This is a genomic window from Pedobacter sp. ASV28, from assembly GCF_016428855.1.
GTDB lineage: Bacteria > Bacteroidota > Bacteroidia > Sphingobacteriales > Sphingobacteriaceae > Pedobacter.
Genome location: NZ_JAELTN010000015.1, coordinates 56149 through 80806, shown reverse-complemented (window position 1 = coordinate 80806; position 24658 = coordinate 56149). Strand labels below are relative to the sequence as shown.

The following is a 24658-nucleotide window of genomic DNA, read 5'->3' as shown; positions in this document are numbered from 1 at the left end:
TGTTGAAGACCAAAATTAATTTTTTTTAATGGTAAAAAAGAAAAACGTAAACCTTTCTACATACCTATCAGAAATTGCCGTACAGGGCATTCAAGAAAAAAAGGGAAGCGATATTGTGAGGTTGGACTTAAGGGAATTGAACAGTTCGGTTTCTGACTATTTTGTTATCTGTAATGCAGATTCCTCTACACAGGTGAAAGCCATTGCCGATAGTGTTGAAGACGAAATTTATAAGTTGACCAAGAGCCACCCTTGGCGCAAGGAAGGGCAAGATAATGCAGAATGGATCATTCTAGACTATCTGGATATAGTTGTGCATATCTTTAGAACGGAAAAGAGAGATTTTTATGGAATTGAAGATTTATGGGGCGACGCAGAGACTACCACTTACAAAAGCGCATAACCCTTTTTAACATTTGAACAAGCATGAAACAAGAAAATAACAACAGCAATAAACCTAATAGATCAATAAAAAAAGTACCTAATATCCCTAAGCGTCCCCAGAAAACTCCAAAATTCAATATTTTTTGGGTTTATGCAGCCATTATTATTGGCTTGTTGGCCGTGCAGTTTCTATTCAACTCTGAAAATGCCCAACAGGTAAGCTACAGCACTTTCGAAAAAGAAATGTTAATTCCAGGCGACGTCCAAAAGATTGTTTCTTATAAGTCTGATGACATTGTTAAGGCAGAAGTATATATTAAGGACAGTAAAAAAGGAGATCCTAAATACAAAAAATACCAAAGCAGAAATAGTTTTGGTACCAGCAAAGGTCCAATGGTGGTTTTTAATGCCGCTTCGCCCGAACAGTTAGATCGATTACTAAAAGAATCGCAAGCTAACATCCCTGCCGAAAATCAGATCAAGGCAGAACCTGTATCGAAATCAAATGCATGGACAGGCGTATTTCTTAATATTATTTTACCATTATTGTTGTTTGCAGGTTTATGGATCTTTATGATGCGCCGTATGGGTGGCGGAGGAGGTGGTGGCGGTGGCCAGATCTTCAATATTGGTAAATCTAAGGCCACTTTGTTCGATAAAGAAAGCCAAGTGAACATTACGTTCAATGATGTTGCCGGCTTGGAAGAAGCCAAAACAGAGGTCATGGAAATTGTAGATTTCCTAAAAAACCCTAAAAAATACACCAATTTAGGCGGTAAAATTCCTAAAGGTGCTTTATTGGTGGGTTCTCCTGGAACAGGGAAAACCTTACTGGCCAAAGCCGTTGCCGGCGAGGCACAGGTACCCTTCTTTTCTTTATCAGGCTCCGACTTTGTGGAAATGTTTGTAGGCGTGGGTGCTTCCCGTGTAAGAGATTTGTTCAAACAAGCAAAAGATAAAGCGCCTTGTATTATTTTTATTGACGAGATTGATGCCATTGGACGTGCTCGCGGTAAAGGCAGCGTAATGGGGGGTAATGACGAGCGTGAAAACACATTAAACCAATTATTGGTTGAAATGGATGGTTTTGGTACCGACTCTGGAATTATTATTTTAGCCGCTACCAACCGTCCAGATGTATTAGACTCAGCGTTAATGCGTCCAGGTCGTTTCGATAGACAGATTTCTATAGACAAACCAGATTTAGTGGGCCGTGAGCAGATCTTTAAGGTTCACTTAAAACCGGTAAAAACTTCTCCAGATGTCGATGCCAAAAAACTATCGGCACAAACCCCTGGTTTTGCAGGTGCGGAAATTGCCAATGTATGTAATGAGGCCGCATTGATTGCCGCACGCCGCAATAAGGAATCTGTTGATATGCAGGATTTCCAAGATGCTATTGACCGTGTAATTGGTGGACTAGAGAAGAAAAATAAAATTATTTCTCCTGAAGAGAAAAAAATTGTGGCCTATCACGAAGCTGGCCATGCCATTGCAGGGTGGTTCTTAGAGCACGCCAATCCTTTAGTGAAGGTTTCTATTGTACCTCGTGGCGTTGCAGCTTTAGGCTATGCCCAATATCTTCCAAAGGAACAGTTTCTATATACTACGGAACAGTTAATGGACGATATGTGTATGACCATGGGCGGTAGGGTTGCTGAAGATATTATTTTTGACAAGATCTCTACTGGTGCCTTAAGCGATCTAGAGCATATTACCAGAATTGCCTACGGCATGGTTAAGATCTATGGTATGAATAAAAATGTTGGAAACATCTCATTCTATGATCCCCATAACGAGTATAATTTCGACAAACCTTATTCAGACAAAACGGCTGAACTTATCGATAACGAAGTACGCAACTTATCAAATGAAGTATACGAACGTACCAAAACGCTATTGTTAGAAAAAAGGGAGGGCTTAGAAAAACTTGCACAAAAGTTATTGGAAAAGGAAATTCTTTTCCAAGCAGATTTGGAAGAGCTTCTTGGCAAACGCCCTTTTGATACCAGGACTACCTATGATGAGTTTGTAAATGGTGCTACCGTTATCGCTCCTAAACCTGAAGAGGTAGTGATCAATAACACAGATCAGAACAATGATCAGGCTTCTTCTGCTGTTTCAGACAGTAAAGAAGAAGGTCAATAGGGCCTTATATCTTATTTTAGATAGGCAAGCAGTTCAACTTAGCTTGCCTATTTTTGTTTAAATAAAGTTGCGCAGACTTATGAAAGATAATATCACTGCAAAAGAATTGATGCTCAAAAAAATCAGGAAGGCACTACTCGAAAAAAGAGACCATCCCTACCCTAACCTTGAGGAAAGTCCTTTATATCAAGCTAACGAAGAAGAGTTGGAAATCTTGTTTGCCGAACAGCTCACCGCTGTAGCTGGTCATTTTATCTTTTGCGAAGATGGCGTAGATTTCATTGAGAATATCCTTGAACTGGCCGAAAAATTTAAATGGCGAAAAATATATTGTTGGGAGCCTGAACTGCAATCTTTATTGGCCAACTATGAATTTCCCTTCTATCAAACCGACAAAGATTTCGAGCAGGCCGAGGTAGGTATTACCATGTGCGAAGCATTGATTGCCCGCAACGGCTCGGTAATGGTGAGCAACCAAAATGCAGCCGGACGGAGGTTGAGCATATTTCCACACCATCATATTGTTATTGCTAGAACTGGACAGCTGGTATTGGATCTAAAAGATGCCTTTCAGCTATTAAAGAGTAAGTATGGATCACAAATTCCTTCTATGATCAGTAACATTACCGGTCCAAGTAGAACTGCAGATATCGAAAAAACATTAGTTTTGGGTGCCCATGGCCCCAAAGAACTGTTTGTTTTTCTCATTGATGATTTTTCTTAAAAATTTTGCTATTTAATTAATTAGTAATAAATTTATACCAAAGACCGAATTGGTTTACGGTAATTAAAAAAACATGAACAAATTATACTCGGTAATTACCGGTACAGGGAGTTATATCCCCCAAAATGTCATTAGTGGGCAGCATTTTATCAATAATTCTTTTTTTGATAATGGAACCAAGTTGGATAAGGGGAATGAGGAGATCATTAACAAGTTTAGTGAAATTACCGAAATTGTAGAAAGAAGGTATATCGATGACAATTTGGTCAACTATCAGATGGGAGTTTTTGCTGCCCAATCGGCTATTTCTAATGCCGGCATAGACAAAGAAAGTTTAGACCATATTATTTTCTGTCATAATTTTGGCGATGTTAAATTGGGTAGCAATAGAATGGACATCCTGCCTTCTTTAGCTGCAAAGGTAAAGCATGAGTTAAAAATAGAAAATCCGGACTGTGTTGCTTATGATATTATTTTCGGCTGCCCTGGCTGGGTACAAGGTATGATACAGGCCGATTACCTTATCAGAAGTGGTGATGCAAAGAAGGTATTAGTGATTGGTGCCGAAACCTTATCAAGAATTGTAGATCAGCATGATAGGGACAGTATGATTTTTTCAGATGGCGCTGGGGCCACCATCCTTGAAGCAAGAGCTTCCGAAACGCCGATAGGCATTATTGCACACAAAGCCCAAACCTACGCCGATTATGCCTCGCTCCTCACCATGGGATGCAGCAATAACCCCGAAGAAAAAAACGGCAATACCTATATCAAAATGAATGGGCGAAAGCTTTATGAATTTGCGGTATCAACAGTGCCAAAGGTTGTAAAGATGGCACTAGATAAATCTGGTATTTCCATAGAACAGATCAAAACAGTGTTCATCCATCAGGCCAATGGAAAAATGGACAATGCCATTATGAAGCGCCTCTTTAAATTATATGGATTGGATACTGTTCCCGAAAATCTTGTACCGATGACCATCTCTTGGCTAGGCAACAGTTCGGTAGCTACAGTACCTACTCTAATCGATCTGGTCCTGAACGGCAAGGTAGAAGGCTATAAAGTTGAAAAAGGAGATTATGCCATCTTTGCCTCGGTAGGCGCAGGGATGCATATCAATGCGATAGTTTACAGATTTTAGTCTTTCTTTGTCCTTTAAGTTGATGGCATGCATTTCCATTAACAAGATAAGGTTAGGCAATTAGATTTGTACACCCAAAAATTCGCATTAAAAATAGCTTTAACAGCGCTTAGTTCTCCAATCTTTTTAGGCCTTGTTTGGCTTCATTTTCGATGCTGTTCTCATATTCGTGGTTCTTCATCGCGATCGCTATATTGTAGGATGATTTGGCCTTAACCATATTTTTCTCCCTTTCATAGATCTTTCCCATTAAAACCGCAGATCTGGCCGCATAATAATATTTTAAGCCTTTTCCTGTATTTATTGTATACTGATAATACTCAAGTGCGGCCTTGTCTTTTCCCTGATCATCATATATGCGGGCCATGCGATAGTAATATTCCGTCTTATCTTTGGCATTGTCAAAATCGGAAACTTTGCTGGCAGCTAAAGCCTCTACTGCTTTCGTTAGGTATCCACCATCATATAAAAGTCTTGCCTTTAATAACACTTTGTCAGGCACCGGCCCATTGGCTTCATTCAATGCCTGTTTATCTTTTTCCTGATAGGTATTGCCTATATTCCTTGTCTTATTAATAAGGCTAGCATAGCCAGAAGTATCATTCTTGAGCAGTGAAATCCAAGCGAGGTGCAGATAAGTATCCTTTATGTAGTTTACCCCTTTATTGTTTTGCAAAAACTGATCGAAATCTACAATTGCTCCAAAATCAAGTCTATTTAGTTTCACCACTCCTAATAGGTAATCAAGATAAGCGAAAGATTGATAGGCACTTCCCTTAGGTCTGTTCTCCAAGAGTTCAATGGCCTGATCGTTCTTTCCGTTCCTAGCACTTACATAGGCCTGCATATAGGTTTTAAGTAGGCTACTGTCTGCTATACGTGCTGTATATTTCATGGTCTTGGCATAGGCCAATGGGCTATGGGCCACATCAGAAAGCAAATAGGAATAATAGAAGACCACTTCTTCATAAAAAGGTTCATAAGTTGACTTGGGAAGGTTTTCAGCCAATTTATCCAACATGTTCAAACCAACCTGCATATTGCCCTTAATACCAAAAGTGGCCAATGCCGACTTCATAAAACCATCTGGCAACGCCCCAATCACCACATTGATCAGCCCTAGTCCTTTACCATTCAAATGGAATCCCGGAAATTTTTTCTGATTATCATTTAACAGGCTACTAGCTCTATTGATCTCTCTTGCAGCAGCATAATAGGCTCCGTACCTACCCCTTATCAAGGCCCATTGTAAATTGATCTCGGCCTGTGCATACAAATAATAAGGCGAGGCCTTATCATCTCTGCTAATTTGATCAAGCCTAGAAGACTTGTTCCCTTCCAAACGTTCAAATTCAGATTTACTTTCGGTAGTGAGCAGATAAAAATAATCTATATAGTTTTCCAACAAAGGAACAATCGAGTTATCTGGCCGGGCCTTTTTTTCGACAGCAACAACTTGTCTGGCAGCCGTTAATTTTAGTTCGAAGATATTTTGGTAGGCTTTTAAGCAGTTGGCATTAAAATCAAAATTGGCAGAAGCCAAAAAAGGAGAAAGTAAAAGAAGATAAAGTAAGAAAGTATTAGGGCTTAATCTTAAATGCATACGGTAGTGAATACAATTTATTTAGTTGGCAAAGTTATATAACGTTGAAAATGTTTCCTTGTTTTTGGCAGATTAAAGTTTCCTTGGCCCAATTTAACACAACTATTAAGCAGGCACATCTTTATTTAAGTAATTTTCAAGCTTTTTACCATTACTAATGGTTACAAAAAAAAGCCAGTTGTTACACTGGCTTTAATATTATATTTGGTTTGTTGTTACAAGGCTACGCTTCTGCCAATTCTTGGGTCAAAGCTTCATCTACCAAAATTCTACCACAATGCTCGCAAACGATTACTTTTTTACGTTGGCGAATATCTAACTGACGCTGAGGTGGAATTTTGTTAAAACAACCAGAACAAGAATCTCTATCGATGGTTACCACCGCCAATCCGTTTACTGCATTTTTTCTCAACCTATTATAAGCAGTCAACAAACGTTCTTCGATATTGGTCTGTGCTTTTTCAGCTTTTTTCAATAATGCCTGCTCTTCTTTCTCTGTCTCGGAAGTAATGGTTTCCAATTCATTTTTCTTCAACTCCAAATCACCTTTTCTAGCATTTAGGTTTTCCTGAGCCTTTTCATAGATTTCCGTTTTGTTATTGATTTCAAAACCAAACTCTTTGATTTTTTTCTCACTTACCTGAATATCAAGGTTTTGGATCTCAATTTCTTTGGTCAAAGCATCATATTCACGATTGTTTTTTACATCCTTCAATTGTGTATCATACTTTTTAATTAAGGTTTGAGCGTCCTTAATCATATTTTTACGATTTACAATTGCATCTTCTGTATCGTCCAATTCAGCTTTAATTTTTTGTATACGTGTTTCCAGTCCCGCCACTTCATCCTCTAAGTCAGCAACTTCTATTGGCAATTCGCCTCTTATTTGGCGTATTTTATCAATTTTGGTATGTAGGTTTTGTAATTCGTATAAAGCTTTTAGCTTTTGCTCTACTGTTTGTTCCATTAAATGAAATAATTTATGGGGTTTGTATTATGCTCCGTTAAACGGACTGCAAAGTTAGGAAATTTTTCTTGAATATTATCAATCAACAAATTAGATGTAAATTGCTCACTTTCAAAATGCCCCATATCTACAATCATTATTTTATCTTCGGCATCAAAAAATTCGTGATACTTAAAATCGGCAGTTACAAAGGCATCTGCCCCCGCGGCAATGGCATTCTTTAACAAGAAACTACCAGCTCCTCCACAAACCGCTACTTTTTTTATTTTTTTGGCCAATATGGAAGTATGCCTCAGAACTGTTGCCTTCATATGGTGTTTTACGAACTGAAGGAATTCTTTTCCCTCCATCTCTTGCGATAGCCATCCCACCATACCCGAACCCACATTTTGCAGCTTATTTTCAAGTGCATAAATATCATAGGCAACTTCTTCATAAGGGTGATTTTCAAATAAGGCCAATAAAATCTTACGTTCGTCCTGGCTTTTAAAAATCACTTCTATCCTGGTTTCATCTGCATATTCCCTAACGCCGCGTTTGCCCAAGGTTGGATTTGCCTGCTCGTCTCCCTTAAACGTACCAACGCCATTTATACTAAAGCTACAGTCGCTGTAATGGCTAATCTGGCCTGCTCCGGCCTCAAAAAGAGCATTACGCAACTTTTCGGTATCCTTATTTTCGCAAAAAGTAACCAGTTTCTTCAAGACCCCAGTTTTGGGCAGTAATATTTTAGCATTTTCAATGCCCAAACGCTTACAAATTTCTGCATTCACCCCGTTTTGAACGCTATCGAGATTAGTGTGTATGGCATATAAAGCTATGTTATTTTTTATAGCCTTTAATACCACCCGTTCTACATAATTGTTTCCGTTTAACTTCTTCAGCCCTTTAAAAACAATGGGATGGTGGGTAATAATCAAATCACATTTTTTTGCTATGGCTTCTTCAACGACCTGTTCGGTACAATCTAACGCAACTAAGGCTGAGTGTACCTCATCGTTAACATGGCCCACAATCAAACCTGAATTATCATAATCTTCTTGGTAGCTTGGAGGGGCCAAATTTTCCAGATAAGCTGTAATCTCAATCAACTTCATGGTATAAAAGTAATGAAAGGTGGATAATTGGACAACGGATATTAAGTTAAAGGTAAAATTTCTTCCCATAAACTTTCCGAGCTATTGGAAATTAGACAGGACACTTGTTCAAACCATGTCAGCAGAAGCAAAAAATAACTAAAAGTAGAAAAAGCACTAAAAATACTGGCAATCTGAACTGAATCAGATTGATTATGGATTAAAAAGAAAAAAACACACTTGGTATTTAAACGTATCAGTTATTTAACTACCTATTTTCAAAAAACTTACGTAACGCTATCAAAATGACACGATTACGCGCAGCTTCCAGATGGTGCTAAAGCGTATCAAAAACAACACAACAACCTATATATCAAATAATTATAAAACATTTTTATGCTTATTTATTTGCTTTTATGTTTCTATTTGGACTAGCTTTGCATATGCTCATGCGCTTGTGAGTAATTTCACCTTCAACTAAATATAAAGACCCATGAAACAAAGGCTTCTCTTAAGCAGTGTACCATTTGCGCATGTTGTTTTCCATTAGGTCAATGCCTTCCAGCGCTAACTATAAAATAATATTTAACAACTTATTTTTATGATGTATCAATATAGTTTATTCATCTTTACCTTACTGCATTTATTAGGCCCTGTAGAAAAACCTAAGAACAACACTAAACAGGTAGAAAAATTCACCACTGCCGAAAATACCAACCTACGTATCAGCAGTGAGGGCAAACTTAATTTTGTACCTTATAGCCAACCATTGGAAACAGAACCTACCGTATTTATCAATACGGGTAAAACATTTCAAACCATGCTAGGCATTGGAGGTGCCGTTACCGATGCTGCCGCTGAAACTTTTGCCAAATTACCACTTGAGCAGCAAAAAGAGTTTTTAGCCGCATATTATGACCAAGAACAAGGAATTGGCTACAACTTATTGCGGACCAACATCAACAGTTGTGATTTTTCTTCTTACAGCTATACTTATGTTAAAGAAAACGACAAGGAATTAACCTCATTTAACATTGCGTCAGACGAAAAATTCAAAATCCCCTTGATTAAACAGGCTATTGCGGCGGCAGGCGGAAAACTTACTACCTACGTTAGCCCTTGGTCGCCCCCTGCTTTTATGAAAACTAACAATAGCATGTTACATGGAGGCAAGCTGAAATCCGAGTACCAGCAAGCCTGGGCCAACTATTACATTAAATTCATTAAGGAATACGAAAAAAGAAACATCCCTATTTGGGGCTTAACCATGCAGAATGAACCCATGGCAAAACAAAGATGGGAATCTTGTATTTATACTGCCGAAGAAGAAAGGGATTTTATTAAAAATTATTTGGGTCCAACATTGTACAAAGCTGGCATGGCCAACAAAAAGCTAATAGCTTGGGATCATAATCGTGATCTGATTTACCATAGGGCGAGCACAGTACTTGGCGATCCAGAGGCTGCAAAATATATCTGGGGTATTGGTTTTCACTGGTACGAAACCTGGACAGGCAACCGAATGCAATTTGACAATGTGGCTAAGGTACACGAAAGCTTTCCAGATAAACAGTTGATTTTTACTGAAGGCTGCAAAGAAAAATTCAGTTTAGACAGTATCTACAATTGGTCATTGGGAGAAAAATATGGTTACGCGATGATCAACGATTTTAATTGTGGTACCGCTGGTTGGACAGACTGGAATATCCTTTTAGATGAAAAAGGAGGGCCTAACCATGTGCAAAACTATTGCTTTGCCCCTATACATGCAGATACCCGTACAGGAAAATTGATTTATACCAATGCCTACTACTATTTGGGCCATTTTTCTAAATTCATTAAACCTGGCGCTAAAAGAATAACGACTTCATCTACCAGAGATTTGTTACAGACTACGGGTTTTATTAATCCGGATGGCAGGATAGTAGTAGTGGTAATGAATGCCAGCGACAAGAACGTCGACTATCAGCTTTGGTTAAACGGAGCAGTGGCCAAAACACAAAGCCAACCCCATTCTATCAGCACATTTATCATCAATTAATAAAAGCACCAAATTCATTTTGCAATGAAAAAATATACTGTTTTGGTCTTGGGTTGCCTCTTCTCTATAAGTTTAATGGCCCAAAAAATGCCCCAAATCTGGCTTACAGATACTAAACAAAACTTTCTTTTTACACCACAAAAAGCTAAGCCAGAAAGTGCCAACAAGGATGCCGAATCGATAACCATAGACCCCAGCAAAACTTACCAAAGTATAGACGGTTTTGGCTATACCCTTACCGGAGGCAGCGCACAGCATTTACTTGCCATGGACCAACAAAACAGAAACGCCCTTTTGACAGAACTTTTTGCCACGGATAAAAATAATATTGGTATTAGCTATTTACGTTTAAGCATTGGCGCATCAGATCTTAATGAGCATGTTTTCTCTTATAATGATTTGCCTGCGGGCGAAACCGATGTACTACTAAAAAAATTCGACCTAGGGCCAGATAAGAAAGATGTTATCCCTGTTCTTAAGGAAATATTGGCCATTAATCCGAAGGTGAAGCTAATGGGCTCTCCTTGGTCGCCACCAGCTTGGATGAAAACCAACAATGCCACTAAAGGCGGTAGCTTAAAACTGGAATTTTACAATACCTATGCCCTATATCTTGTAAAATATATTGAAGCCATGAAAGATCATGGCATTACCATAGATGCCATTACCGTTCAAAATGAGCCCCTGCATCCTGGCAACAACCCCAGTTTGTTTATGCAGGCTACAGATCAGGCCATATTTGTAAAAAATCACCTGGGACCTCTATTTAAAAGCAAGGGGCTGGCGACCAAAATCATCATCTATGATCATAATGCTGATAGGCCCGATTATCCCATCAGCATATTAAACGACAAGGATGCCAAATCTTATATAGACGGTTCTGCTTTTCATCTGTACGGCGGAAAAATTGAAGCCTTGAGCCAAGTTCATGAAGCACATCCAGACAAAAACATCTACTTTACAGAACAATGGGTGGGCGCTCCAGGAAACATGGATTCCGATTTCCCTTTCCATGTTAAACACCTCATTATTGGTGCTACCAGAAACTGGGCCAAAACAGTTTTAGAATGGAATTTAGCGGCAGACAGCGAATACAAGCCCTATACACCAGGAGGTTGCAACAAATGTCTGGGTGCTATCACCATCGATGGCAACAATATTAAAAGAAACCCAGCCTACTATATTATTGCACATGCTGCAAAATTTGTTAGGCCAAATGCGGTAAGAATTGCCTCTACAGCTATATACGACCTGCCTAATGTTGCCTTTAAAACACCAGAGGGCAAAATAGTGCTGATTGTGCTAAATACCAATAAAGAAAAAAAGCCTTTTACCGTTAATTTACCCCATCAAAAAACACATTATACTTTGCCCCCTAATGCTGCGGTCACTATGGTTTGGTAATTAGACAACCAAATCATTTGTATTTAGATTAAGAGAAATTGGTCATTCTTACCATCTGCATACTTTCGAAAACCATACGTTGGTTGTACTCGAATGCCAATGTTTTGTGATTGACAATATCTACAATGGAACCAATTAGACATAAACCTGCGGTAAGTAGATAAAGGATACCCATACCCACCTGACCAATGATGAACCTTTGTAGCCCCGGCACCAAAAACAGGCCGATGATACAGAACAGTAACATATCGCTCGGGTTTTTACGCTTACTTGAATAAACCATGAGAAAGGTACGCAGTTGCTGTTCGTTTAAGCCATTTGTGGCCGACTGTAGATATGAATATTCTTGAGGGCTTATACCCGGCAAAGACATGAAATTTGAATCAAACATTTTTAAATCTCCTTACAATTTAAGTTGAACTTTTTTATTAATAAACTGTCCACAGAGTTGATATATTCTATATAAAATAATGAACAAGGCCGGAATACCAAACCAATGATATTTTAGGCTAGCATATATATCTCCATGAAAAAGTGCAATGATTGACCTTCCCAAACCACATCCCGGACACCAATCGAAGCCTAAGTTTGCCAAAGGGCATAAGCTAAAATGATGTTCGTGAGGATTTGTCGTGGCTAGCAAAACGATTGCTGAAACCCAAAACACCAGTTCTAGAAATTGACGTTTGTTAGTTTTCATTACTCACTTTTAATTTTTAGATGTTAAGGCTAGGACCATGTTACAGCCTTTGCTCTAATTTCGACGAAAGGTAAATAAAAACCGACAAAATAGCTTACCGACCAGAAGAATTTAATATTTCTGTTCTTTTTTACCCAACCATGGCCTATTCTTTGACCGCAAAAAATGCTAATTCGGAAATAAAGCTTAATTTTGTGTAGTGAATATTCGCGACCTCATTAACAGATTTAAAGAAGATGAGCGGGTGCTTTCTGTGGCACAATCGCTCAACAAAGGAAAGGGCAGCAAAACCCAATTAAAGGGATTGGTGGGTTCTTCCGATGCGGTTATAGCGTTAACCATCTACTTTTTGCAGCATAAACCACAGCTTTTCATTTTACCTAACCGCGAAGAAGCGGCCTACTTCTCCTCAGATTTGGAAAGTATTTTAGGCAATGAAGTTTTGTTGTTCCCTTCTTCATTTCGTAAGGCCTTTGAATTTACCCAAGTAGATACCGCTAACGTTTTGGCCAGGGCAGAAGTATTAAACGAACTTAACCACCAATCTGAATACGGTAAAATTGTAGTAACCTACCCAGAGGCCTTGGCCGAAAAGGTAATAGACCGGAGTGTACTCGAAAAAAACACTTTGGAAATAAGTTTGGGGGCAAGTTTGGGCATCGACTTCATCAATGAATTTCTATTTGAATATGACTTCGAACGATCTGAGTTTGTGTATGAGCCTGGGCAATTCTCCATTCGTGGGGGTATTGTGGATATTTTCTCCTTTTCACATGACCTGCCCTACCGTATAGAATTTTTTGGCGATACGGTAGAAAGCATCCGTACATTTGAAATTGAAAGTCAACTTTCTGTAGACGAAGTAAAGACACTGACCATTGTTCCCAATGTACAGGCTAAGTTCCTTACAGAGAACAATATCAGTCTATTAGATTATATTGAAAAAGACACCCAACTTTGGTTTAAAGACGTAGCATTTACTTTTGACATTATTAAGAGCGGCTATAGAAAAGCAACTGAACTATGGAAAGCCCTTACTTTGGCTGATAAACAGCAGAACCCCAACTGGCTGGACCCTAAGTTTTGCTTTTCTGATGAGAAAATGTTGGCAGACCTCGTACAGGATTTTACCTTGGTAGAGTTTGGCAAGCAATTCTTTTATCACACAGATCATGTTTTTCATTTCGATACCAAACCGCAGCCCTCTTTTAACAAGGATTTCAACCTACTGATCCACAACCTAAAGGAAAACGAAAAACTAGGCATCCATAACTTCATCTTTACCAACTCGGCCAAACAGGTAGAGCGACTTTACGCCATTTTAGATGATATTGACAAGACTGCGAAATTTGTCCCCATACATACCCCTTTACGGGAGGGTTTTATCGATTTTATCCAAAAGGCTGCTTTTTATACGGACCATCAGATATTTGACCGCTTCTATAAATATCAATTAAAAAAGGGTTACCAGCGCAGCCAGGCCATTACACTAAAAGAACTAAGAGACTTAAAGCCAGGTGATTTTGTGACCCACATAGATCATGGCATAGGAAAATACGCCGGGCTGGAAAAAGTAGAGGTGAATGGCAAAACCCAGGAAATGATCCGATTGGTATATGCCGACAATGATCTGCTGTATGTGAATATCAACTCTTTAAATCGCATTGCCAAATACAGCGGAAAGGATGGTACTCCACCCAAAATGAATAAATTGGGTACGGAGGCCTGGGATAAGCTTAAAAAAAATACTAAAAAAAAAGTTAAGGATATTGCCCGAGACCTGATCAAGCTTTATGCGCTCCGCAAAGCTCAGGTAGGTACAGCATTTGGTCCAGATAGCTATCTAGAAACAGAGCTTGAGGCCTCCTTTATTTATGAAGACACTCCAGATCAGGTAAAGGCCACGGCCGATGTAAAGAAAGATATGGAGGCTCCACACCCAATGGATAGACTGGTGTGCGGAGATGTAGGATTTGGCAAAACCGAGATTGCCATTCGTGCAGCTTTTAAAGCCGTGGCTAATGGCAAGCAGGTAGCCGTTCTGGTGCCCACTACCATTTTGGCGCTACAACATTTCAAGACCTTTTCATCACGGCTAAAAGAATTTGCTTGTACGGTTGATTACATTAATCGTTTCAAGACCAACAAACAGATTAAGGATACCCTTGAGCGTTTGGCACAAGGCAAGGTCGACATCATTATTGGTACACATCGTTTGCTGAGCAAAGACGTGAAATTTAAGGACCTGGGCTTAATGATTATTGATGAGGAACAGAAATTCGGCGTTGCCGCTAAGGAAAAATTAAGGGCGCTACGCGTAAATGTAGATACCCTGACTCTAACCGCTACCCCCATACCAAGAACCCTACACTTTTCACTGATGGGCGCCAGAGATTTATCGATCATGAGCACTCCACCACCTAATAGACAAGGTGTAACAACTGAACTACATGTTTTCAATGACAAATTGATACAGGAGGCCGTGCAGTTTGAACTGGATAGGGGCGGACAGGTCTTCTTTATACATAACCGTGTCAACGACTTGCCACAACTTGGTGGTTTGATACAGACCTTAGTTCCAAATGCCCGCATAGGCATTGCACACGGACAATTGGATGGCGACCAACTGGAAGATGTAATGCTCGACTTTATTAATGGTGAAAAGGATGTATTGGTAGCCACTACGATTATCGAAGCCGGACTTGACATTCCTAATGCCAATACGATTATTATTAACCATGCCCACATGTTTGGCTTGAGCGACCTGCACCAAATGCGTGGTCGTGTAGGAAGATCAAACAAAAAAGCCTTTTGCTATCTGCTAAGCCTGCCTTTATCTACGTTAACCAACGAAGCCCGTAAACGCCTAAGTGCCATAGAAGAATTCTCTGATTTGGGAAGTGGCTTTAACATTGCCATGAGAGACCTTGACATTCGTGGAAGTGGCAATCTTTTAGGTGGGGAACAGAGTGGCTTTATTGCTGAAATTGGTTTCGAAATGTACAATAAAATTTTAGATGAGGCCATTCAGGAATTAAAGGACGATGAGTTTAAGGACTTATTTAAGGACCAGCCTGAAAGACCTTTCGTCAATTTCACACAAGTTGATACCGATTTGGAATTGCATATTCCCGATAGCTATGTAACCAATATTACAGAACGTTATAACCTCTATACCGAAATATCAAAATTGGAGAGCGAGACAGAAATTGAAGCTTTTGAACAACGGATGAAAGATCGGTTCGGCCCCATACCACTTCCCGTATTGGCCATGCTAAAAGTGGTCCGTCTGCAATGGATAGCCAAAAAATTAGGCTTCGAAAAGGTAAGTTACAAGAAAAACATCCTAAGAGGTTATTTTGTAAGTGACAAACGGTCTAAATTTTTCGACTCGGAAATGTTCAACAAGATACTGGCCTTTGCGCAATTACATCCCCGTTTATGCAACTTAAAAGAGGTGAAAGATAGCCTGCGCATTTCCTTCGACAATATCAACAATATTGATGAAGCCGTAGAAATGTTGGAAATGGTTTTGTAACAGATTATGTCTGCTTAACTTTAAATCTTGTTTATCATAAGTTAAGTTTATTCCAACTATAACAGCCCACCAAAACTTTTGCCAAAACGATAAGTCAAGCTAAACTCGTAAGTATTATTATTGAAAGTTCTTGATAAAGGACTGTTGCTGCTTGCAAATTGATAGCCAAAGCCAATATTTAAGTTTTTGATCAACAAGCTTGCCAATGCGGCCATTTCTCCTTCTGTTCTTACATTTGCACCTAAACCAACCGTCTTCTTTAAGTAAAACATGGCCGATACATCTGCTTGGAAATCTAAATTTTTGGCATAGCTCAGTAGTGTTGCAGGTTTTAAATCGAAATCGGGACCAAGAGGTATTACGGCGCCTGCCGTAAAATGATACAAGGTGCTTACATCATAATTCAAGGAGGTAGAGCCTAATCCAATCTTAGAGAAAGTTAAACGAGGCAAAGAAATACCTGCATAGAATTTATCAGGGCGATAGTACATTAAGCTTGCAGAAAGAATCCCTTCAGTTTCCTTTAAATCGTTATTAAATAACGGGTCTGTTGAAGAAAGCTGAGAGAAATTACCATTATAGTAACTTACACCTGCACCTAAGGACAGCGCCAAGTAATCCTTTTCAGCAAGTCGAACTTCTTTACCTATAAAAGCCAAAGCTTCTCCTAGCTTTTCTACAGAAACGTTTTCATGTTTGATGTTCATTCCAATGCGCAGATCAGATTTTAAGGGCATACTTGCGGCCAAGCGATAAGCAGTAGGCGCTCCTTCTAAATCTACCCATTGGTAACGACCCAACACATTTATTTGTGCTTCTTTAGAAAGAAAACTCCCCGCGGTATTGATAGGCGTAACCAAAATTCCATATTGGCTATAGCTTGTACTTTGTTGCGCCTTAACCACTAATTGTACACCACACAAAGCGATTACTGCAATAATATTTTTAATCTTCATTGTCTTAATTTTTGATAAACAAATATCCCTTTTTCTGCACCCACTGTCCATTTTGTTTGTATACTATCGAATAATAATAAGTACCATCTGGAAGTTTATCGCCACCATTACTTCTTCCCACAAAAACAACTTTATCATTATCATAGCCCTTTTGCTCATAGACTAGCGCACCACTACGGCTCACAATTTTCACTTGATTTTCGGGATAAGCTTTTATACCTTCCACCATAAAGGAATCATTAATCCCGTCGCCATTTGGGGAAAGCGCCTGATTAACCAACAATTGGGCAGAGCCTGCGGTGTGTACAACGACTTCTCTTTCTATAACAGTTGCTGGCAAATAAAACTCATTTCCTGGTTGAGATGCTATAATTTTTATCGTTCCCAAGCCTTTTACCTGCAACTTGTTATCTGAAGTAATGACCCCAACACTGGGTTCATTTGCTGAAAAACTTACAGGCAGACCCGATGAACTTGTTGCGGTTAAGGTAACCACACCTGCATAACGACTCACTGGTTTGGGCTGGTTAAAAGTAATGGTTTGCGGTGCCTTATTAACTGTAAAGCTCACCTCAACAGGTGCAGCTGCATTGTAACTTGCATTACCCACTTGTGTTGCCCTAATGGTTGCCAAACCAGTATTCGTAATCGTTACTATTGAACCGTTGATGGTAATGTTATTGGTTAATGCCTGATAAGTTACAGGCAAACCTGAACTGGCAGTTGCCGTAAGTGTAAAAGGGGTTTCGCCATAAACTTTATCTGCAATAGCAAGAAAAGTTATCGACTGCCTAGGATCATTCCACTTTGCATAAAGAATCATATCTCCCGTTACCACATCAGCAGCAAAATCCCAAGGTGTAGTTAAGGTTGCTTCTTTGTACCAACCTCCAAATATGACATCTGCTTTTGTTGGGACAGTAGGGGCGCTAAAAGTTGAATTATAGTTTACTTGTGCCGAAGGAACGGCAGTACCGCCATTTGAGTTAAAGCTTACCGTATAAACCATTGGATTCCATTTGGCATATAAGGTGGTCGCAGCGGTTACTACATCGGTAGCAAAATTCCAAGGTCTAGTTAGGGCTGCTTCTTTATACCAACCCCCAAAAGTGTGTCCTATTTTTGTTGGGGCTATTGGGGCTACAATAGTTTGATTAACCACCGCATAAATTTCTGGAACGGCAGCCCCACCATTACTTTCAAAAGAAACTATTGGTGGCAAAATAGATTGGTCGTAGATATTGATATCGTCAAAATACAATCGTGCCACATTAGTAGACGATATGGTAGAACTAAAGCTAAACCTAAAATTAGCAATATCTATTGTGGGACCAACCGCAGCAATATCATTGTACACCTTAGTTGTTCCTACCCATAAATCCCAGGTATCATTCTCTACCGCTTCAAAAGTACCATTTGGAGCAGCATATATTTTGCTACTCCCCGAGTTGTTTACCACAAAAGAAATTTCCTGTTCTCCTGTAAACACGGCAGAAGCTTGAGAGAATGTAGTGTTAGCAAGATTAGAGATTAAGTTTACCGTAAAAGTATTGTCGGAAATGGTAAATCCGAATTTACTATGTGCCTTTCCACCTACAGCGGTGTTATCTGGCAGATTCGCATCATTAGCAAAACCAGCACCTACAATAAAAGCACCATGATTAACAGTTGTGGTCGTTCCAGCTGCTGCTTGCGTTTCAAATTTAAATTTGATGTAAGCAAAATCAGGAATTGAACTGAAATTTACATTCCTAACTACCTGCGCAGAGCCACTACCAGCTTTGTTCAATAGCAAACGTCCATTTGAAATAACAAAAGGGGAAGAGCCGAATGCACTTATAAATGTAAACTGTCCATTACTAGGTGTGGTAGCATTTACGTAAGCCGATGTAGTAGTTGAACTACTAAAGTTTTGTGTAAAAATCTGTGCAAAACCTTGCGTAATGCCTAAAAACACAAATATTGATAATATAAATATTTTTTTCATCTTCTAAATATTTTTGAAAATCATGAGGATCATTTTCCTTAGGGTTCTACTGTGATATCAATTTGCTTAACCACTTCTTTACGGCCATACACACTGCTGTTTGCCATTACAAAAGTGGCCTTATATGTTCCTGGCGTAGTGTATACATAGCTGTAAGAAGACGATTCGGGATCGGCTACAGACTTAACTACAATTGGCTTATCGATGCCCAGATTTACCGTATTCTTTCTCAGAATTGGAGCGGTAACCGCATAACCCACTTTTGATATGGTATTCTGAAAAAGCCCGGTCCACAAAATTCGGGTGGCATTCACGTTTGGCAGAGTGGTGCCACTATCAGAAAATTGATTTGGATCATATAACATTTTAAAGCCCATATCACCAAAGCTGTAAATCTCTCCAGATAGACTCGGGTCTGATATTACATTTCCAAACACCTTAAAGCCCTCTACGTAAGCTTGTGTTCGCTGCGTTGCTGCCGGGGTATTAAAAAACCAACAAAAATAAACAGGGGTATTATCATCAATAAACAAGGTGTTGATATTATAGTTTCCGGAATTAACGGCATCGCCACTTGAAAGCCCAATTGTTGTAGGAAAAGTAAATTTATCTGAAATATCGGTCCATGTTGCGGCTTGAATTGCCTCAATGGTACCAGCACCATTATAATTTGTGGAGTATTTTAATTGCGCTACGTTTGCATTTACACCAGAATATTTTGCAAACCTAAAAGAAAGCAGCATTTCGGCATCGTAAACCCGTTCTTTATGTGAAAATTGATAATCATTTAGCTTCGTACCCGAGTAAAAGGTAATAAAATCGGCATCTCCATTAAAATCAAAAGTAATGGTATCTCCTACTCTATAAGTTTGCTTACTTAAGTGCACATTCAATGTAGGTTCCTTAACGGCATATTCTTTTTCACAACCCATAAAAACGGCTGCGAGTAGTAGACTATATATAAATTTCATATTCTTCATAACCAATAATTTACCATCCAACATTTTGGGTTAATAATCTATTTACTGTCAGTTCGGAAGTAGGAATAGGCCATATTACATCTCGTTCTTTAGCATTTCCATAATATGCACGGGCTGACACAACATATGATGAGGTACCTACGGGCACCAGGCCATTTAAGTACTGCATAGAAGTCCTAAATATCCCCCATCTTACCAAATCATTTTTTCTTAGCCCTTCAAAACAAAGCTCTCTAGCCCGTTCCTCAATAATGGCCTCCTTTAGTCCGGCATAATCGGTATCTGTAATTTCACGGTCTATTGTGCCTGCCGCAATGGCTCTTCTACGAACCATATTGATCTGCTCCCTCGCTAAGACCTTATCTCCTCCAGGCATCTCATTTAATGCTTCTGCATACATTAAGAGCACATCTGAATACCTAATGATAGGATAGTTTTGAGGGGTATAAACACTACTTTTTGGCAATAAAATCTCACTTTCCCTTCTAAATTTCCCGCAAAACCTAGAAAATGTAGTTGTTTGTGGAGTCCAATTGGTCTTTACTCTTGGTGTTCCTGTATAATAGTATGGCGCAATGGCCCAATCCCGTCTAAGGTCTCCTGTTGTATATAAACCATACAAATAAGACGTAGAACGAAGTATACCATTAGAGTAACCTACATTACTGCTATCTAAGGGATATTGTATCCCATTAAGTCTGCCTACAGCACCTCCTGTATTCGCAAAAACACCTGTGCCGTTACCAGAAAAATCGACCTCAAAAATACTTTCCTTCGGCTCCATTACATCTGTGGCATAATTCACAAATACTTTCTCATAAGATGGATTTAAGTCGTGATAGTTAGCATCTTTAACCTTTTTGGCCCAATTCGCCGCATCGGCATATTTAATGGTTTCATTTACAGGCTGTCCGGCCATATACAAACAAACCCTTGCCAACATGGCCCAAGCCGCCGATTTTGATATTTGTGTTCCTGTATTCACTTCTGCCATAGGCTTTAACAAGTCCGCTGCCGTTTCTAAATCTGAAATCACAGAGAGATAAACATTTCTTAGCGAAGTTCTTGGCTTTTGCAAATCTTCGGTGGTTACCGCATTAGACCGGGTTGCCTTTAGCATAAGCGGAATGCCACCAAACTTATTGGCCAACATGAAATGAAAATATCCTCTTAAGAACAATGCTTGTCCTTTGATATGATTACGTTCTTTTGCGGTAATATTAATGGTAGGATCATCAACACTTTCGAGCAACAAGTTGGCCCTGTTTATCCCTCTGTAGCACATACGGTAATAGCCAAGTATTTTAGCATCGGTAGCATAAACGGTATAGTCTCCCACAGTTTGCACATCAGAGCTATACGACTCATAACCTTCATCTGCCTCAAAACCCATCCTGCCCAACATATTGCCACCATACAAAGCCCCATCGGCCAAAGTAGAATAAGTACCACGTAGCGCTGCATTTAACTGCTCTTCCGTTTTATAATAATCTGCCTCTAGAATAATGTATTTGCCAGCATTAATATCTAATATTTTACTGCAGGCAAAACTTAATGCTACAGTAACCAATAGTATATATATCTTAATAGTTTTCATTTTTTTCCTCCTTTTAGAATGCCACTTTTAATCCCATTGTCAGTATTCTATTTCTGGCATATGCCGAATAGTCAAAGCCTGGGGTTAGAATAGAATTTTTGGTTGACACCTCTGGATCCATTCCCGAATAGTTGCTCCAAGTAAATAAGTTTTGCGCAGAGGCATAAACCTGTAGGCTAGAAATGCTTTTTATCAACTTCTTAGGTAAAGTATAACCTAATTGCACGGTTTTTAGGCGCAAGAAAGAACCATCTTCCAGTGTTCTGGTAGAGTAAACGCCCCTTGGTCCAGAACCATTAATTCTAAAATAGGTGTTATTCTGATTTTCTGGTGTCCATCTATTATTATACGATGCGAACTGATTTAGGTTTGGCCTATTCGCTGGATTACCCTCCAACATTAACCTATTGGCGTTCATAATATTGTTACCATAACTCCATTGAAAAAATACACTTAAGCTAAAGTTCTTATAGTTGAAATTGTTGTTAAAACCACCAGTGTGAATGGGCAAAGCTCTACCAATCACTACCATATCCAAATCATTCACTACCCCATCACCATTTTGGTCAACGTATTTAATATCTCCAGGCTGTATGGTGCTTCGTTCATTACCATTTGTAGGGATATTTCCTTTTAAGAGATAAGTACCATCGGCTCGTTTGATAAAATCTTCATATTGATAATTCCCAGCCCACACCATTCCATAAAAAGAAGCCACTGGTTGTCCCACCTTGCCAATGTATAAACTGGTACCATTGTAGTCGCCGGTAAGCGTTACCGTTGATAACAAGCTAGACTGACCGTCAGATAACTCTAACACTTTGTTTCTGTTGAAAGAGATGTTAAAATCACTGGTCCAAGAGAAGCTTTTAGTTTTTACGTTAACCGTACTCAAGGTAAACTCTAAACCAGTATTCTGTATTTTACCGATGTTCTTATAAATGGTATTGTAGCCATTATGCGTTGGTATGCTAGCGTTCAAAAGCAGGTCATCGGTTACTTTTTTATAAACATCTACCACTAGGTTCACCCTGTCTTTAAAAAAACCTAATTCTAAACCAGCATCAAATTGCGATGTTTTTTCCCAAGAAATATTATCATTACCCAAGTTGCTTGGCAATGTTGCATACAATGGTCCGCTCCCGGTAGTAGAATAATAATCTAGAATATCTAAGCTCTGGAGCCTAGCAAAGTCGTTAATCCTATTATTACCAGTTACCCCATAGCTTACCCTCAGTTTTGAGCTGGAAATAAATTTCAAATTCTTCATAAACTTTTCTCTGCCCAGTTGCCAGGCAAAAGCACCCGACGGGAAATAAGCCCATCTGTTTTCTGCTTTGAATTTTGAAGATCCATCTGCCCTTAACGACATTGTAAATAGGTATTTAGATTTATAGTTATAGTTAATCCTACTTAAAAAAGACAGCAAGGTATTAGCTGATGATGACGAACTTACTGTTTTAGGGATTCCATATTGCAGCGCCCTTAACCCAAGTTCTTCTTGAGGTACGTTAGTAGCAAAAAAACCATAATCGTTCACGTTTGTACCCTGTACGGTAGCCCCAACCAAAACATCAAAAGAATGGTTACGGTTGATTTTCTTTTTATAGGTCAAGGTATTTTCATTTACCCAATCGTTTAAGGTCACATCAGAAACTGCACCATTTACGCCATTTAGATTGTTAGGCGTATAAAACCCTCTATAAGTATTTGAATTGTTAAAGCTTTCGTTACGTGTTAAACGAGAATTAAATCCGCCTCTGATATTTAATTTAAAGTCTTTTAGAAAATCATAAGTAATACCACCATTAAAATTTAAGGTGTTTCTAGTTTGCTGCCTAATTTCATTCTTGGTAGAAACAATAGGATTCATGACCAGTATAGATTCGGTTGATATCGCATCGTCGAACAAATCTTCAAAAAGATCAGTATCGCCAGTGTTCAAAGGTCTGTAGCCCCAAACCCTATACATAAGATAAGTGGCATAGGCATTCTGGCTAGAAGACTGACTGGCTACCGACTGCCCATAATTTTTATCCCTTGCATAGCTAAAGTTTAAAGCAAATTTCAAATTTTTGTTAATAACCTGATCTAAAGCCGCCCTAAACTGTTGCCTACTTAAACCTGAATTAATGATTACGCCATTCTGATCCACAAAATTTCCCGAAATGGAATACTTGGTCTGGGCCGTTCCTCCTCTTAACGAAAGACTGTGGTTTTGAACATATCCATTGGTAAATAAGTAGTCCTGCCAATCTAACTGATCTGCATTACGATAATCCTCCAAAGTAAGATTAGGTTTATTCAAATAAACGTCTGACATTCCTGTATAATCTCTATCCAATTGGTATTTCACAAAATCGTAGGGAGACATCAATTCCATTTTTTTAGTTGCCTGATGTAAACCAACAAAGCCATTATAAGCCACCTGCGGTTTGCCTATCTTACCTTTTTTAGTTTCTAGAATGATTACGCCATTCGCCCCTCTCGTACCATAAATTGCTGTTGCCGATGCATCTTTTAATACACTAATAGATTCAATATCATCTGGATTGATGGAACTGGCATTAAAATCTTCTATTGGAAAACCATCTACTACGTATAGTGGTGCGTTACTCTGGGTAATAGAGTTGCCACCACGAATAACAATATTGATATCATCTCCTGGCTGTCCAGAATTAGATGAAACTTGTACACCAGCTACACGCCCAGCCAAAGCCTCTTCAAACGAAGTAACTGGTGCCTTGGTCATCTCTTCTATTTTCACCTGACCTACCGAACCCGTAAGGTCCTGTTTATTCACCTGGCCGTATCCAATCACCACTACCTCCTGCAGTGCTTTTGGATCCGGTTTGAGTTGAATAGGTTTGGCACTTATATTTTTAGCTAAAATTTGGATCTGTTGATATCCTACCATTGTGAAAATGATAATTTCATCATCTTTAGCCCTAATAGAGAATTTTCCATCCTTATCTGAAGCTGTACCTCTTTTTGCATCATCTTTAGCCCTAACATATACACCTACCAATGTTTCTCCTGTTTCATCGGTTACTGTTCCGCTAAATAACTTTAAGTTTTGCTGTGCTTGTAGCCTCGTTCCCAATAACAAGCACAGCATCAACAACAAAAGTTTAATTGATTTCAATGGGTTTTGCATTATTGCCTTGATTTTAAATTCATACATATCAGCAGATACATTAACCATACTTCTAGCCTATTTTTTGGGCAAAGAAAATACAGCGAACAAATCTGTTCGTCAGTTATTTATCTCTAAGAATGAAGGATGCCTATTCCTGCTAGCCTGAACAGCAGCAAGAGCTTGGTTTACACCTGTTCATTTTTAAAAAGTTTATTATTTGGTTATTCTTGTTGGTTTAAAAATAGAATGCTGGTCATATTCTATTTTAAG

17 protein-coding genes are annotated in these 24658 nt (G+C 39.0%); 7 read left to right on the top strand and 10 right to left on the bottom strand.

Going from position 1 to position 24658, the window contains the following annotated elements; genetic code table 11:
* Positions 1 to 28: 28 nt before the first annotated feature.
* The 4 genes from rsfS (at position 29) to JHD79_RS07615 (ending at position 4400) form a co-directional block, all read left to right on the top strand.
* Positions 29 to 403, top strand: coding sequence for a ribosome silencing factor (gene rsfS / locus JHD79_RS07630; RefSeq protein WP_199118624.1), 375 nt, complete (start codon positions 29 to 31; stop codon positions 401 to 403).
* A gap of 23 nt (positions 404 to 426) precedes the next feature.
* Positions 427 to 2532, top strand: a complete 2106-nt coding sequence (gene ftsH, locus JHD79_RS07625) for an ATP-dependent zinc metalloprotease FtsH (RefSeq protein WP_199118623.1) — start codon at positions 427 to 429, stop codon at positions 2530 to 2532.
* Positions 2533 to 2611: 79 nt separating this feature from the next.
* Positions 2612 to 3256: an LUD domain-containing protein gene (locus JHD79_RS07620; RefSeq protein WP_199118622.1), complete on the top strand. Its 645-nt coding sequence runs from the start codon at positions 2612 to 2614 to the stop codon at positions 3254 to 3256.
* 73 nt (positions 3257 to 3329) lie between these two features.
* Positions 3330 to 4400: a 3-oxoacyl-ACP synthase III family protein gene (locus tag JHD79_RS07615; protein ID WP_199118621.1), complete on the top strand. Its 1071-nt coding sequence runs from the start codon at positions 3330 to 3332 to the stop codon at positions 4398 to 4400.
* 109 nt (positions 4401 to 4509) lie between these two features.
* On the opposite strand, the gene JHD79_RS07610 is transcribed toward JHD79_RS07615, so the two are convergent.
* From JHD79_RS07610 to JHD79_RS07600, 3 genes are all read right to left on the bottom strand, one after another.
* Positions 4510 to 6003 (bottom strand): tetratricopeptide repeat protein, encoded by a 1494-nt coding sequence (locus JHD79_RS07610; protein ID WP_199118620.1) that lies wholly within the window; start codon positions 6001 to 6003, stop codon positions 4510 to 4512.
* Positions 6004 to 6226: 223 nt separating this feature from the next.
* Positions 6227 to 6970, bottom strand: coding sequence for a zinc ribbon domain-containing protein (locus tag JHD79_RS07605; protein WP_199118619.1), 744 nt, complete (start codon positions 6968 to 6970; stop codon positions 6227 to 6229).
* Positions 6970 to 8067, bottom strand: a complete 1098-nt coding sequence (locus JHD79_RS07600) for a Nif3-like dinuclear metal center hexameric protein (protein WP_199118618.1) — start codon at positions 8065 to 8067, stop codon at positions 6970 to 6972. Before JHD79_RS07600 ends, JHD79_RS07605 begins: the two co-directional genes overlap by 1 nt.
* A gap of 580 nt (positions 8068 to 8647) precedes the next feature.
* Here JHD79_RS07600 and JHD79_RS07595 point away from each other — a divergent pair.
* Together JHD79_RS07595 and JHD79_RS07590 are read left to right on the top strand one after the other, a co-directional pair.
* Complete coding sequence (locus tag JHD79_RS07595) at positions 8648 to 10087, top strand: glycoside hydrolase family 30 beta sandwich domain-containing protein (protein WP_199118617.1); 1440 nt, start codon at positions 8648 to 8650, stop codon at positions 10085 to 10087.
* A 24-nt stretch (positions 10088 to 10111) separates the two neighbouring features.
* Positions 10112 to 11491 carry a glycoside hydrolase family 30 beta sandwich domain-containing protein gene (locus JHD79_RS07590; RefSeq protein WP_199118616.1) on the top strand — a complete coding sequence of 460 codons (1380 nt, stop codon included), beginning with the start codon at positions 10112 to 10114 and terminating at the stop codon, positions 11489 to 11491.
* A 28-nt stretch (positions 11492 to 11519) separates the two neighbouring features.
* Here the strand turns inward: JHD79_RS07590 and JHD79_RS07585 are convergent, their stop codons facing one another.
* Both JHD79_RS07585 and JHD79_RS07580 read right to left on the bottom strand, forming a co-directional pair.
* Entirely contained in the window at positions 11520 to 11882 is a 363-nt protein-coding gene (locus JHD79_RS07585) for a TM2 domain-containing protein (RefSeq protein WP_199118615.1), read from the bottom strand.
* A gap of 12 nt (positions 11883 to 11894) precedes the next feature.
* Positions 11895 to 12191: a DUF2752 domain-containing protein gene (locus tag JHD79_RS07580; protein ID WP_199118614.1), complete on the bottom strand. Its 297-nt coding sequence runs from the start codon at positions 12189 to 12191 to the stop codon at positions 11895 to 11897.
* Positions 12192 to 12390: 199 nt separating this feature from the next.
* On the opposite strand from JHD79_RS07580, the gene mfd reads away from it, so the two are divergent.
* Positions 12391 to 15729 carry a transcription-repair coupling factor gene (mfd, locus tag JHD79_RS07575; RefSeq protein ID WP_199118613.1) on the top strand — a complete coding sequence of 1113 codons (3339 nt, stop codon included), beginning with the start codon at positions 12391 to 12393 and terminating at the stop codon, positions 15727 to 15729.
* 56 nt (positions 15730 to 15785) lie between these two features.
* Here mfd and JHD79_RS07570 read toward each other — a convergent pair whose 3' ends face one another.
* Genes JHD79_RS07570 through JHD79_RS07550 form a run of 5 tightly spaced genes read right to left on the bottom strand, consistent with a single transcriptional unit; the run spans position 15786 to position 24406 of the window.
* Complete coding sequence (locus JHD79_RS07570; protein ID WP_199118612.1) at positions 15786 to 16685, bottom strand: PorP/SprF family type IX secretion system membrane protein; 900 nt, start codon at positions 16683 to 16685, stop codon at positions 15786 to 15788.
* A 4-nt stretch (positions 16686 to 16689) separates the two neighbouring features.
* On the bottom strand, positions 16690 to 18672 hold the full coding sequence (locus JHD79_RS07565) for an InlB B-repeat-containing protein (protein WP_199118611.1): 1983 nt from the start codon (positions 18670 to 18672) through the stop codon (positions 16690 to 16692).
* A gap of 38 nt (positions 18673 to 18710) precedes the next feature.
* On the bottom strand, positions 18711 to 19652 hold the full coding sequence (locus tag JHD79_RS07560) for a DUF5017 domain-containing protein (RefSeq protein WP_199118610.1): 942 nt from the start codon (positions 19650 to 19652) through the stop codon (positions 18711 to 18713).
* A 10-nt stretch (positions 19653 to 19662) separates the two neighbouring features.
* Positions 19663 to 21249 carry a RagB/SusD family nutrient uptake outer membrane protein gene (locus JHD79_RS07555; RefSeq protein ID WP_199118609.1) on the bottom strand — a complete coding sequence of 529 codons (1587 nt, stop codon included), beginning with the start codon at positions 21247 to 21249 and terminating at the stop codon, positions 19663 to 19665.
* A 13-nt stretch (positions 21250 to 21262) separates the two neighbouring features.
* Positions 21263 to 24406, bottom strand: a complete 3144-nt coding sequence (locus JHD79_RS07550; RefSeq protein WP_199118608.1) for a TonB-dependent receptor — start codon at positions 24404 to 24406, stop codon at positions 21263 to 21265.
* Positions 24407 to 24658 lie beyond the last annotated feature (252 nt).